Here is a 14359-nt window from a genome sequence, read left to right on the forward strand (position 1 = left end):
ATGACGTCAGGCCTTCGGCGTCGCAAGCAACGCTTTCAGGCTGGCGAGGCGCTCCTTGGGCGTGAGCACTTCGTTTTCTTTCGGCGGCGCATCGCCGACGTCGAGTGCCATTTCCTTGATGAAGCGCGACGGGTCGCAATGGACGAGCTCCCCCGCCCGCTTGCGCTTCTTGCACCACGTGACGTGCAGGCTGCGCTGGGCGCGCGTGATGCCTACATACATGAGGCGGCGCTCTTCCTGGATGCGGGCGGCGATCTTTTCCACGGGGTCGTCAGGGTCGCCCTTGTGCGGCAGAATGCCTTCCTCGCAGCCGACGAGGTACACGTGCGGATATTCCAGGCCCTTCGACGCGTGCAAGGTCGACATGCGCACGGCGTCCGGCTCCTCGTCCTGCCCTTCGAGCATGGACATCAGCGCCACCATTTGCGTCAGTTCGAGCAGGTTCTTTTCCTCGCCGTCGCGGTCGCGTCCGCCGCGGCCCCGCTCCTTCAGCCAGTTGGTGAACTCGAGCACGTTCTGCCACTTGCCTTGCGCGGCCCTGTCGTCGAAGTTTTCGTACAGGTAGTGCTCGTAATTAATCTCTTTCATCATGTCGTCGAGCAGCTCGGCGGCATTGTCGCCGCTGCCGGACGGCCCCGGACGCGTGGCGCGCGCTTCCATGGCGTTGATGAAATGGCAGAATTCGCGCAGCGGAATCAGTTGGCGGTCCTGCAGCTTGGCCTCGATGCCGCCCTTCAGCGCCGCCTCGAACAGCGAACAGTTCCACTGCTTCGAGAATTCGCCCAGCACCTCGAGCGTCGCCATGCCGACGCCGCGCTTGGGTGTCGTGATCGCGCGGATGAACGCGGGGTCGTCGCCCTCGTTCGCGATCAGGCGCAGGTAGGCGATGACGTCCTTGATCTCGGCCTTGTCGAAAAAGCTCTGGCCGCCCGAGATCGTGTACGGGATGCGCTCCTTGCGCAGCGCCTGCTCGATCACGCGGGCCTGGTGGTTGCCGCGGTACAGGATCGCGAAGTCCGACCATTTATTCTTGCGCTGGAAATGGTCGGCCGAAATCATGATCGCGATCTGGTCGGCCTCCGTCTCGTCGTTCGGCATGCCCAGCACCTTGATGGGCTCGCCCAGGCCGTGCTCGGACCACAGCGATTTCTCGAACAATTTCGGGTTGTTGCCGATGACGGCGTTGGCCGCCTGCAGGATGCGCGTCGTGGAGCGGTAGTTCTGCTCCAGCTTGATCACTTTCAGGTCCGGGAAATCCGTCTGCAGGGTGCGCAGGTTTTCCACCGACGCACCGCGCCACGCGTAGATCGCCTGGTCGTCGTCGCCCACGGCCGTGAACATCGGCTTCTTCCCGAGGCCCGTCACCAGCAGTTTCACGAGTTCGTACTGGCACGTGTTCGTGTCCTGGTACTCGTCCATCAACAGGTAGCGCAGGCGGCGCTGCCAGCGGTCGCGGATCGGCTCGTTGTTGCGGAACAGTTCCACTGGCAGGCGGATCAAGTCGTCGAAGTCGACGGCCTGGTAGGCCTGCAACGTGGCGACATAGCTGCGGTAGATGCGGCCGGCCTGGGCCTCGTCCTCGTCGCGCGCGTCGCGGATGGCATCTTCGGGGTCGACGAGGCCGTTCTTCCACAGCGAGATCGCGTTCTGGATGCGGCGGATTTCCTGCTTGTCCGTGGTCACGGCCAGGTCGGAGACGACCGTGTAGCAATCGTCGCTGTCCATGATGGAAAAGCGGTCCTTCAGGCCGACACCGGCCGCTTCCTGGCGCAGGATCTTGACGCCCAGCGAGTGGAACGTCGACACGGTCAGCTGCTTGGCCTGCTTGGGCTGTTTCAGCAGCTTGCCGATGCGTTCCTGCATCTCGAGCGCGGCCTTGTTCGTGAACGTGAGCGCGGCGATCGTGCGCGGATCGTAGCCGCGGTGCTCGATCATGTAGGCGATCTTCTGCGTGATGACGCGCGTCTTGCCCGAGCCGGCGCCGGCCAGTACCAGGCAGGGACCGTCGAGATAGAGCACGGCTTCGCTTTGCGGACCGTTCAGGCCGAAGTTCGGGGCGTTGGACATGGGAAATATTGGAGAGGACAGCCCAGCATTGTAACGAAGCTGGCAGCGCATGCGTACCGGCGCGCTTGCGTAAGACGCATATCGTCACCACATGTGGCTTTTACATCAGTCCCCGTCCGCATGCGCTAACATGGTCGGCACGGCGACGACGCCAACGAGGGATACCACATGAAATTTGAACACCTGATTGAGATTAACGATCCGCTGAACCCGCTGATGGACACCATCACCCGCGACCAGTTGTGGCGCGGGCTCGTACTGCGCGCCGAGGATCCGAAGCTGTTCGTGCCGCACCTGGACGAATGCACGATCAGCGAGCGCGAGAGCGGCAGCTTCTCGCGCCGCCTGCGTTATGGCGATCTCGTCATCGACGACAAGGTCTTCCTGCGCCCGCTGCACGAAGTGCGCTTCGAAGTGCCGGCCCAGGGCGACATCGCCCAGTCGCTGCTGACCATGACCATCGAGACGCCGACGGAAAACGCGCTCGTCGTCCGTTTCTGCTACGACGACGGCAATGCGTCGGCCTCCGACGACATCGGCAAGATGTACGAGGATTTCAAGAAGTCTGCGTACCAGGAGTCCGACATCGACACGGTCAAGGTCGTGCGGCAGCTGGCGGCGGAAGGGAAGCTGGACGCGTCGCGGCTGAATTGAGGGTCACGTCCCCGGCTCCACCTCATCCGGATCGATATCGCTTTCGCCCTTCGCGAGATTGGCCGCCAGGTCGCGCAACGCGGTCCGCACGCCCTCCTCGACCACGGGGTGATAGAACGGCATCTCCAGCATCTGGTCGACCGTCAGCCGCGACTGCACGGCCCAGCTCAGCAGATGACCGATGTGCTCGCCGCGCGGGGCGATCATCTCGGCGCCCAGGAAGCGTCCCGTGCGGTATTCGCCGTAGACGCGCAGCAGGCCCTTGTTCTGCAACATCACGCGGCTGCGGCCCTGGTTCTCGAACGACACCTGCCCCACCGCGAACTTCGACTTGCCCGGCGCGCACAGCGCCTTGTAGCTGGCGCCCAGCGTGACGACGTTCGGCTCCGTGAACGCGGCCGTCAGCGGCGCGCGGCGCAGGCCGGGGCGGACGTCGGGAAAGCGGCCGGCGTTGTCGCCCGCGATCTTGCCGTGGTCGGCCGCTTCCGGCAGCACGGGGCGCTCGTGGTTGGCGTCGCCGGCAATGAAGATGTGGCTGTTCCCGCACTGCATGGTGCGCGGATCGAACAGCGGGACGCCGTTGCCGTCCAGCGCGATGCCCGCGTTCTCGAGGCCGAGATCGTGCACGTTCGGCGTGCGGCCGGCGGCCTGCAGCACGTATTGAAAACGTTCCGTGATCGCTTCGTCGTGGCGGCCCGTCGTCAGCACGACGTCGTCACCGTCCTGCTCGGCGCGCAGGATGCGCGACTGGAAGTGGATGTCGAGTTCCTCGCACAGCACGCGCGACGCCGTCTTCAGCACGACGGGGTCCGTCAGCTGGGCCACGCTGCCCCCGCGCGCGTACAGGCGCGTGCGCACCCCTAGGCGGGCGAGCGCCTGGCCGATCTCCAGGCCGATGACGCCCGTGCCGATCACGGCCACGGACCGCGGCAGGTCGTCCCAGTAAAACACGTCGTCGCTCGTGATCACGCCGGGGCCGACGTTCGCCAAGGTGGGCAGCAAGGTCGGGCTGGAGCCCGTCGCGATGACGATGCGACGCGCATCGATTTCCGTGTGGTCGTCCACCAGCAGCGTGTGCGGATCGAGGAAGCGGGCGTGGCCGCGCACCTTGTCGTCGGCCGGCATCGCATCGACGCCGTCGACGACGAAGCCGACGAAGCGGTCGCGCTCGCGCCGCACGCGCTCCATGACGGCCGCGCCGTCGATGCGGACGGTGCCCGGATGGACGCCGAATTCGGGCGCGACGTGCATCATGTGGGCGGCCTCGGCGGCGGCGATCAGGAGCTTGCTGGGCATGCAGCCCACGCGCGCGCACGTGGTGCCGTAGACGCCACTCTCGATCAGCACCGTACGCGCACCCTGCGCCCTGGCCGCGCGGTAGGCGACCAGCCCGGCCGTACCGGCGCCGATCACGGCGACATCGACCTTCAGTTTCTTCATCCTCACCTCCGCGATGTTCACGAGCGTGACGATACGCTTTTTTCAAGAACTCGGCATGGAAGGGACGATTTCCGGTAGGGTGGACGGCTCGGCCGTCCACGCGTTCAACCAGCATTGGCGCGGCCGTTCGACGATGCTTGAACGCGTGGACGGGAAACCCGTCCACCCTACGACGCGACCGTGCGTCCCCGATCAGATGTCGAGCGGATCCACCTCGAGCGACCACCGCACCCGCGACTTCATGGCACGCAGCGCATCCACCCACTCGTTGAGGAACGCCTGCAGCGCCGGCCGCGAATTCGATTCGACGAGCAGCTGCGCGCGGTCGACGTTGTGCACGCGGGTCATCGTCATCGGGATCGGGTCGTTGATGACGACCGTGTCCGACGGCACCGCATCGCGCGCGGCCTCGAGGAATTCGATCGCCGTCGCCAGCTCGGGCGCCTCGGCGCGCAGCAGCGCCTGGTACATGTACGGGGGCAGCGCGGCCTGGTGGCGCTCTTCCAGCAGGCTACCCGCGAAGCGGTCATAGTCGTGCCGCATCACGGCGCCGTACAGCGGATGCTGGCAATAGCGCGACTGGATCAGCACCTCCGATTCCAGGCCCGCGCGGCCGGCACGCCCCGCCACCTGCATCAGCTGCGCGAACAGGCGCTCGCTGGCGCGGTAGTCTTGCGAGAACAGTGCCGTGTCCGGATTCAGCACGCCGACGAGCGTCAGCTTTTTGAAGTCGTGGCCCTTCGCGACCATCTGCGTGCCGATCAGGATGTCGACGTCGCCCCGATGAACGGTATCGAACGCTTCCTGCGCGCTGCCCTTCCTGCGCGTGGAATCGGCGTCGATGCGCAGGATGCGCGCGTCCGGGAACAGCACCTGCAGGCCTTCCTCGACGCGCTGCGTGCCGCGGCCCAGCGGCTGCAAATCGATGTTGCCGCAGGTCGGGCACGCGTGCGGTATGCGCAGCTCGAGCGAGCAGTGATGGCAGCGCAGCCGGCGCTCCGGCCGGTGCAGCACCATGAACGCCGTGCAGCGCGTGCAGTTGCTGATCCAGCCGCACGCCTCGCAGCACAGCACCGGCGCATAGCCGCGCCGGTTCAGGAACAGCAACGATTGCTCGCCCCGCTCCATGCGCTGCCGCAGCGCCTGCATCAACGTGGACGTGAGGCCTTCCTTCGGCTTGTCGCGCTCCATGTCGATGAGTTTTACGCGCGGCAGCACGGCGTCGCGCACGGCACGCTCGCGCAGTTCCAGCCTGCGGTAGCGGCCCGTCTGCGCGTGGTGCCAGCTTTCCAGCGATGGCGTCGCGGAGCCGAGCACGATGGGAATGCCGAGCTGGCGCGCGCGCCACACCGCGAGGTCGCGCGCCGAATAGCGCAGGCCTTCCTGCTGCTTGTACGACGGGTCGTGTTCCTCGTCGATGACGATCATTTTCAAGTTCGGCAGCGACGACAGGATCGCCAGCCGCGTGCCCAACACGATGCGCGCGCGGCCCGTGTGCGCGGCCAGCCAGTGCAGCATGCGCTCGCCTTCCGACAGGCTGCTGTGCAAAGTGGCCAACATGACGCCGGGGAAGCGCGCGCGGATGTTCGCCTCCAGCTGCGGCGTCAGGTTGATCTCCGGGACGAGGATCAGGATCTGGGCATCGGCGTCGCGTTGCAAGACCTGGGCGCAGGCTTGCAGATACACCTCGGTCTTGCCGCTGCCCGTCACGCCGTACAGCAGCAGCGGGGTGAACCCCGTCGCGCCGCCGATGGCGTCCGCGGCCTGCTGCTGGGCTGCGTTCAGTACGGGCATGTCGGCCGGGGTCGCGTCGTGCACGTCGTCCAGCTTGCCCAGTTTCTTCAGCGCGCGGTCCAGCGCGACGGTCGTCGACAGCCGCAGGTTTTTCGGCAGGCCCGGCAGCGCCACCTCGCCCAGCGGGCGGTGATAGTAGGCGCCGGCGAAGCGCGCCAGCGCGATCCAGCGCTCCGGCAGCGGCGTCAGCTGCGTGCGCACGGCGAGCGCATCCTTCAGCTTGTCGGCCGGGACATCCGTCTCGTGTTTGACGGCGACGATCAGCCCGACCGCCTCGCGCCGCCCGAAGTTGACGAGCGCCAACTGCCCGACCTGCGGCTCACTGCCGGGCTCGCATACCCAGCGGTAATCGAACAGGCTGTCGAGTGGCGTGTCGAGCGCGATTTGCAGGATGCAGTGGGACAATCGGTGACCTTGTCGAGAAACTGTGGGGAACTGTGGAAAACTTTGTGGAAAATGGAAAAGTTGACCGTGAAGAAGGTTTACGCTAGATCAAAACGCTCGGGAATTCTCTATGCTCATCAAGAAAATAACCTTATGAATTCAATGACTTACGATTTTCAGCCTTAAAGCCACGAAATATCCCATCGCTCGCTCACTTCTGTGCATAACTGCGCCGTTCCAGTGCAAAACTTGTGCGCAGTGCAGCATAATCTTGATACAACACTTGAAGAAAATACGTAAACCCCGGTAAACCAAGCACTTTTCCGGATTATTCACAGAATCTGTGCATAACTTTGTGAACAATGGGCTGAAAGCCTCGGTGGATAAGTGGTCACTCCCCTCGACGCCCCTCTGCGCCCCCCAGCGAACCCGACAATAAACCTCATCAAATCAACCACTTAGCATATGCGGGCAGATACTGTACATTTCTACAGTCCACGCAGCCCGCGCGCGATTTTTTGTGAATAAGTGTGATTGCCCGCGCGATGCGCTGCAAAAAAGGCACCGCTCGGGAATGCGTCAGGCGCCGCGCTGGCGACGGCTGAAGTCGTGCACCGCCTCGACCATCGCCGTCACCGACTCCGGCGGCGTGAATTGCGAGATGCCGTGCCCCAGGTTGAACACGTGGCCATGGCCGGCCGACGGGGTGCCGTAGCTGGCGAGCGCCTTTTCCACCTCGGCGCGGATCTGGTCCGGGCCGGCGAACAGGATCGCGGGGTCGAGGTTGCCCTGCAGGGCGACGCGGTCGCCCACCTGTGCGCGCGCGCGGCCCAGGTTGACGGTCCAGTCGAGGCCCAGCGCGTCGGCGCCCCCGTCCGCCATCTCGTCCAGCCACAGCCCGCCGCCCTTCGTGAACATGATGGACGGGATGCGCACGCCGTCCTTTTCGCGCTGCAGCTTCGCCACGACCTTGCGCATATAGTCCAGCGAGAACGACTGGTAGGCGCCGTCCGCCAGCGCGCCGCCCCAGGAGTCGAAGATCATGACGGCCTGGGCGCCCGCGTCGATCTGGGCGTTCAGGTATTGCGCGACGGCTTCCGCGTTGACGTCCAGGATCCGGTGCATCAGGTCCGGGCGCGAATACAGCATCTTCTTGATCGTGTGGAATTCGCGCGAGCCGCCGCCTTCGACCATATAGCAGGCCAGGGTCCAGGGGCTGCCGGAAAAGCCGATCAGCGGCACGCGGCCGTTCAGCGCCGTGCGGATCGACGTCACGGCATCGAACACGTACTGCAACGACGCCATGTCGGGCACGCGCAGCGCGGCCACCTCGGCCTCCGTGCGCACGGTACGTTCGAATTTCGGGCCCTCGCCATCCTCGAAGTACAGGCCGAGGCCCATCGCGTCCGGCACGGTCAGGATGTCCGAGAACAGGATCGATGCATCCAGCGGGTAGCGGTCGATCGGCTGCAAGGTGACTTCGGTGGCGAAGTCCGGATTCTTGGCCAGCCCCATGAACGAACCGGCCTTCGCGCGCGTGGCGCGGTACTCCGGCAGGTAGCGGCCCGCCTGGCGCATCAGCCACACCGGCGTGTAGTCCGTCGGCTGGCGCAGCAGCGCACGCAAGAAGGTATCGTTCTGCAGCGGGGCAAATTGTGGCATGGCTGACAATCCGTTCGAGAATTGGAGGGCAAACTTCTATTATCGCATTCCCGGCACCCGCACACCCATCGACGCGGACATACGACCCGGCGGCAGCCACTTATAATGCTTGTCTTCTCCCAGCCGTACGCCATCTTCAGGACCGACCATGACCGACACCATCCGCAAACAGGCCGCGCCCTGCGGCGCCTGGACTTCCCCGATCACCGCCGCCATCGTCGCGGCCGGCGCCACGCCGCTGTCGCAAGTGCTCTCGGATGGCGGCGAAGTCTACTGGCTGGCGGGCCGCGCCAGCGAGGGCGGCCGCAACACGCTGATGCGCCTGCGCGACGGCCGGGCCGAGGAGTTGACGCCGGCGCCGTTCAACGTGCGCACCCGCGTGCACGAGTATGGCGGCGGCGCCACCCTCGTCGCGGACAGCCACATCTGGTTCTCGAACTTCTCCGACAACACGGTGTACCGCATCGACCGCCACGGCGACAGCGTGCCGGTCCCCGTCAGCGCCGGCGGCGCCAAGCGCTGGGCCGACTTCGTGCTGGACCGCACGCATCGTCGCCTCGTCGGCGTCCGCGAAGACCATTCGGCGGGCGGCACGTACCCCGTCAACACGCTGTGCGCGCTGGGCGCCGACGGCACGGAAACGGTACTCGTCGACGGCAACGACTTCTATTCGTCGCCGCGCATCTCGCCGGACGGCAGGCACGTCGCCTGGCTCTGCTGGGACAACCCGCGCATGCCGTGGCAGGGCACCGAGTTGTGGCTGGCCGAAATCGGCGGGGACGGCACACTGCTTGACGGGCGCCTCGTCGCGGGCGGCGAAGAAGAAGCCATCGTCCAGCCGGAATGGTCGCCGGACGGCACCTTGTACTTCGTCTCCGACCGCAGCGGCTGGTGGAACCTGTACCGCTACGAGCATGGCGTCGTGCACCCCGTGTGCCCGCGCGCGGCCGAATTCGGCGGCCCGCACTGGACGTTCGGGAACAGCATGTACGGCTTCCGCTCGGCCACGGAAATCGTCTGCGCGTATATCGAGGATGGCGTCAGCCGCCTCGCGCGCATCGACACGGGCTGCGGCAAGCTGGCCGAGATCGAGACGCCGTACCAGGAAATCCGCGAGCTGCGCGTGGCCGGCGACACCGTCGCACTGCTGGGCGGCGCGCCCACGCTGGCGGCCGAAGTCGCGCAATTCGACCTGAACACGGGCCGGCGCGACGTGCTGGCGCGCTCGATCGAGCAGTTGCCGGACGTAGGCTACCTGTCCGTCCCGGAGAGCATCCACTATCCGAGCGAGAACGGACGGACGTCGTACGCGTTCTACTACCCGCCCACGAACAAGGACCACGCGCCGCAGCCGGGCGAGCTGCCGCCGCTGATGGTGATCGGCCACGGCGGCCCGACCGGCATGGCGGCCAGCACCTTGAAACTGGCGACGCAGTTCTGGACGAGCCGCGGCATCGCCGTGCTGGACGTGAACTACGGCGGCAGCACGGGCTTCGGCCGCGCCTACCGCGACCTGCTGAAGGGACAATGGGGCGTGATCGACGTCGAGGATTGCGTCGCCGGCGCGCAGCACCTCGTCGACCGGGATCTCGTCGACCGCGAGCGCCTCGTGATCCGCGGCGGCAGCGCGGGCGGCCTGACGACGTTGTGCGCCCTCGCCTTCCACGACGTGTTCAAGGCCGGCGCCAGCTATTACGGCGTGTCCGACCTGAAGGGCCTGGACGCGGACTCGCACAAGTTCGAATCGCACTACAACGAATACCTGATCGCGCCGAAGGCCAGCGCCGACCGCGTCTACGCCGAGCGCTCGCCCATCAACCACACGGATAAGCTGCACCGGCCGATGATCTTCTTCCAGGGCCTGGACGACAAGGTCGTGCCGCCGCCGCAATCGGAAGTGATGGTGTGCGCCCTGCGCGCGCGCGGCGTGCCCGTCGCCTACGTCACGCTGGACGGCGAAGGCCACGGCTTCCGCAAGGCCGACAGCATCGTGCGCACCTTGGAAGCGGAGCTGTACTTCTACCTGCGCGTGTTCGGCATTCCCGTTCCGACCAGCCTGCCGGCCATCGAGATCGAGAACCTCCCGGCATGAGCGATGAGGTGTTGCACGCCCTCGTCGATGCATGCGACGAGCGCCGCAAGCTGATCCTCGCGCTTCTGGCACTCGCCGGCGAGCCGATGGGCCGGCGCCGCATCCACGACCACCTGGCGCCGCTGGAAGCAAGCAGCAAGGAGGAAGACCTGGCCGAGCCGCTGGCGGGCCTGCATGCCGACGGCCTGATCGGCGAACTGCCGTCGCGCGGCTACACGATCGCGGCGGACGTGACCTGGCCGGCGATCCAGTGGGCGCTGCGCGCGCGCCGATTCAACGAATTGCGCGACGTGTATCAGCAAGTGACGCCGCTGCGCGTCGACTGGCAGGGCACGCCCATGCTGCGCAGCTACCGCCAGGGCGTCGCGCTGCTGCGCTTCGCTCTGCTGGCCGGCGAGGGCCCGAAGACGATCGCCCCGCTGCTCGCCGCCTGCCTGCGCTGCCACGAAGCCGCGTACCTGCATCCGCTCGTCGACATCTGCGCGCGGCCGTTCGAGCCGGACCTGATGGAACGCATCAACGGCCTCGTACGCGACGACGTGCTCGCGGTGCTCGTCAACCACGTGCAGCGCGAACCGGCCAGCGCGCCGGCGATCCGCGCCTATGCCGAGGAACATGCCGCACAGGGCGGCGCATCGATGGCGCTGCGCACGGCACTGGCCGAACATATGATCCTGTGCGGGCGACTCGACGCGGCGGCCGACCTGCTCGTGGACCTCGACGAATCGGCGACGCTGTATTACCGCAGCGTGCTGCAACTGCTGCGCGGCGACACGGCGCCCGCGCTTGCAGGCTTCGACAAGGCCTTGAAAACGCTGCGGCGCGAGACGGGCAAGCGCAAGGCCGTCTTCGAAGGCATCGGCGGCCATCTGTACGTGACGGCGCTGCTCAGGAGCGACGATGCCAAGCACGCGAAAGCGGCGGAGGCCTACCTGGACAGCGCCACGCGCGCCGTGCAAAGCCACGACACGGCCGTGTACCAGCAGTTGTCGATGCTGCGCCAGATCCGCGGCGGCACCGTCGACGCCGAGGTGCTCCCGTCGCGCAACTGGGAGACGTCGCTGCAGCCCGTGATGTTCCGCGCGCTGCTGCACTGGTGGCTCGGCATGCCGCAGTTGATGGACAAGACCACCATGCTGGAGCAGCAGTTCGACGTGGCGAGGAGTGCCGGCTTCGACTTCGTCGCGGCCCAGATCGCGTCCGTGCTGGGCCAGCTGGGGATGGTGGGCCTCGACAAGCAGGCGATCGCGCTGCGCCAGCAGCACCGCTTCGTCGACCTCGCGCTGTGGTTCGAACGCGAGCAGCCGTGGGAGCGCCAGCTGAACGCCCTCATCAACCTGCAGCCGGCCGTCAACGTGGAAGTCGTGAAGGAATCGCGTCTCGCGTGGCTCGTCGCGTGGGACGCGCACCTGGGCATCCGCGCGCTCGAACCGCGCGAGCAGAAGCGCGACGTGCAGGGCGGCTGGACGCGCGGCCGGCCCCTCGGCCTGAAGCGGCTCGCGGAAGAGGCAACGGAGCTGGACTTCCTCACCGCGCAGGACGTGCAGGTCGCCGGCAGCATCGGCGCCTTCCGCTACTACAGCGGCACGGGGACGCGCTACGAATTCGACCTGGACAAGGCCGTGGCCGCGCTGGCCGGCCATCCGCTGCTGTTCTGGATGGATTCGCCCGGCACGCGCATCGAACTGCTGCCGGGCGAGCCGCAGCTCGTCGTGCGCGCGGGCGGCGGCAAGGTCATGATCACGCTCGTGCCGAAGCTAGCGGAGCCGCAGGGCGACGTCGTCGTCACGAAGGAAACGCCGACGCGATTGCGCATCGTGCGCGTAAAAGACGAGCATCGGCGCATCGGCGCCATCGTCGGCGATGGGCTCGAGGTGCCGCTCGAAGCGGAGAAGCGCGTGTTGCAGGCGATCAGCGCCATCTCGTCGATCGTCACCGTGCAGTCCGACATCGGCGGCAGCGCGGCCGACATCGAACAGGTGACGGCCGACATGCGCCTGCACGTCAACCTGCTGCCGTACCAGCAGGGCTTGCGCATCCAGGTGATGGTGCGGCCGCTGCCGGATACGGGCCCGTACTTCCGCCCGGGCGACGGCGCGGAAAGCGTCATCGCCGACGTGGCCGGCGTGCGCACGGAAGCGCGCCGCAGCCTGAACGGCGAACGCGAAGCCGAGCGCCAGTTGCTGGCCGACCTGCCCGCGCTGGAGCATGCGGAAGACGAACATGGCGAGTGGCTGCTGGCGGCGCCTATCCACTGCCTGGAGCTCGTCGTCCAGCTGCAGGACCTGGATGCAGCCAAGGTTGTCGTCGCGTGGCCCGAGGGCGAATCGTTCCGCGTGACGAAGAAGATCACGTCGAAATCCGTGCGCCTGCAGATCCGGCGCGACAAGGACTGGTTCGCCGCGAACGGTGAAGTCCAGGTCGACGAGAACAAGGTGATGGACTTGCGCGAGCTGCTCGCGCGCGTGCGCGAGGACCGTTTCATCGCGCTCGGCGACAACCAGTTCCTCGCGCTCACGCACGAGCTGCATCGGCGCCTGACGGATTTGTCCGCGTACAGCGACGCCGACAAGGAGGCGCTGCGCTTCCACCCGCTCGCCAGCTTCGCGCTGGAAGAGATGGCGCTGGAAGCGGGCGGCGTCGATGCCGATAAAGCGTGGCGCGCGCATTTGAAACACATGCAGGAGAACGCGGAATTCCGGCCGCAACTGCCGGGCACCTTGCAGGCAGAGCTGCGCGACTACCAGGTCGAAGGCTTCGAATGGCTGTCCCGCCTTGCGCACTGGGGCGTCGGCGCCTGTCTCGCCGACGATATGGGGCTCGGCAAGACCTTGCAGGCGCTCGCGCTGATCCTGTCGCGCGCGCCCGGCGGGCCCACGCTGGTTGTCGCGCCGACGTCCGTCGCGACGAACTGGCTGGCGGAAGCGGAGCGCTTCGCACCGACCTTGAACGTGCGATTGTTCGGCCCCGGCGACCGCGCCGCGATGCTGAAGGAAGCGGGGCCGTTCGACGTGATCGTCGCGAGCTACGGCCTGCTGCAGCTGGAATCCGCGCTGTTCGAGGGCATCCGCTGGCACACGATCGTGCTCGATGAAGCGCAGGCCATCAAGAATGCGTACACGCGCCGCTCGGCGGCCGTGATGGCGCTGCAGGGCGACTTCAAGATGGTCGCCACGGGCACGCCGCTGGAGAACCACCTGGGCGAGTTGTGGAACCTGTTCCGCTTCATCAATCCGGGCCTGCTCGGTACGAGCGACCAGTTTCAATTGCGCTTCGCCGGCCCGATCGAAAAAGCGTCCGACAAGCGCGCGGAGCTGGCGGCACGCGCGCGGCTGCGCCGGCTCACGCAGCCGTTCATCCTGCGCAGGACGAAGGCGCAAGTGCTGTCCGAGCTGCCGCCGCGCACGGAGATCGTGCTGCCCGTGCAGTTGTCGGAAGAAGAGACGGCGCTGTACGAATCGCTGCGGAGAGAAGCCCTGGAACGCATCGCGTCCCTCGAGGCACCGCAATCGCAGAAGCAGATCCAGATCCTCGCGGAGATGATGAAGCTGCGCCGCGCGTGCTGCAATCCGGTGCTCGTGGCGCCCGACAGCGGCATCCGCAGCAGCAAGCTGGAGACGTTCGCGCGCCTCGCCGACGAGCTGCTGGAGAACCGCCACAAGGCGCTCGTGTTCAGCCAGTTCGTCGACCACCTCACCCTGATCCGCAAGCATCTCGATGAACGCGGCATCCGCTACCAATACCTCGACGGGAGCACTCCGATGCAGGAACGGAAGCGCCGCGTGGACGCGTTCCAGGCCGGCGACGGCGACCTGTTCCTCATTTCGCTGAAGGCGGGCGGCGTCGGCATCAACCTGACGGCGGCCGACTACGTGATCCACATGGACCCGTGGTGGAACCCCGCGGTGGAAGACCAGGCCAGCGACCGCGCGCACCGCATGGGGCAGCAGCGGCCCGTCACGATCTACCGGTTAGTCGCGCGCCACACGATCGAGGAAGGCATCGTCGACCTGCACCGCCACAAGCGCGACCTGGCGGACAGCCTGCTGGAAGGGACGGACGTCGCCGCGCGCCTGTCGCCGGCGGACATGCTGGCCATGCTGCAGGCCGGCCTGTCCGGCGGCGCGGAACCGCGCACGCCGTCGGTCGCCGAGTGGCGATCCGACTGACGATGACCGCCGTTGCGGGTACGTTGACGGCGGTTCGCGTCGCCGGAACGTTCGTGACGTATTGTTTCAAAAGCCCGCAAGCAGCCCGAATGATGCT

General features: G+C 66.6%; 7 protein-coding genes. 3 read left to right on the forward strand and 4 right to left on the reverse strand.

All coding sequences use genetic code 11. The features are described from left to right. Positions 1-6: 6 nt before the first annotated feature. Positions 7-2067, reverse strand: coding sequence for a UvrD-helicase domain-containing protein (locus NX784_RS26780; RefSeq protein ID WP_258819723.1), 2061 nt, complete (start codon positions 2065-2067; stop codon positions 7-9). 168 nt (positions 2068-2235) lie between these two features. Here NX784_RS26780 and NX784_RS26785 point away from each other — a divergent pair, with 168 nt between their 5' ends. Continuing rightward, complete coding sequence (locus NX784_RS26785; RefSeq protein WP_258819724.1) at positions 2236-2721, forward strand: SRPBCC family protein; 486 nt, start codon at positions 2236-2238, stop codon at positions 2719-2721. A 3-nt stretch (positions 2722-2724) separates the two neighbouring features. Here NX784_RS26785 and NX784_RS26790 read toward each other — a convergent pair whose 3' ends face one another. The 3 genes from NX784_RS26790 to hemE form a co-directional block, all read right to left on the reverse strand. Next, positions 2725-4161 (reverse strand): dihydrolipoyl dehydrogenase, encoded by a 1437-nt coding sequence (locus NX784_RS26790; RefSeq protein ID WP_258819725.1) that lies wholly within the window; start codon positions 4159-4161, stop codon positions 2725-2727. A 192-nt stretch (positions 4162-4353) separates the two neighbouring features. Continuing rightward, positions 4354-6360: a primosomal protein N' gene (locus NX784_RS26795; protein WP_258819726.1), complete on the reverse strand. Its 2007-nt coding sequence runs from the start codon at positions 6358-6360 to the stop codon at positions 4354-4356. A gap of 558 nt (positions 6361-6918) precedes the next feature. Continuing rightward, entirely contained in the window at positions 6919-8001 is a 1083-nt protein-coding gene (gene hemE, locus NX784_RS26800) for a uroporphyrinogen decarboxylase (RefSeq protein WP_258819727.1), read from the reverse strand. A 148-nt stretch (positions 8002-8149) separates the two neighbouring features. On the opposite strand from hemE, the gene NX784_RS26805 reads away from it, so the two are divergent. Together NX784_RS26805 and NX784_RS26810 are read left to right on the forward strand one after the other, a co-directional pair. Next, positions 8150-10093: a dipeptidyl-peptidase 5 gene (locus NX784_RS26805; protein ID WP_258819728.1), complete on the forward strand. Its 1944-nt coding sequence runs from the start codon at positions 8150-8152 to the stop codon at positions 10091-10093. After that, positions 10090-14262, forward strand: coding sequence for a DEAD/DEAH box helicase (locus tag NX784_RS26810; protein ID WP_258819729.1), 4173 nt, complete (start codon positions 10090-10092; stop codon positions 14260-14262). The genes NX784_RS26805 and NX784_RS26810 overlap by 4 nt, the downstream gene beginning before the upstream one ends. Positions 14263-14359: the final 97 nt, after the last annotated feature.

Source organism: Massilia pinisoli, from assembly GCF_024753285.1.
Taxonomy (GTDB): domain Bacteria; phylum Pseudomonadota; class Gammaproteobacteria; order Burkholderiales; family Burkholderiaceae_D; genus Telluria; species Telluria pinisoli.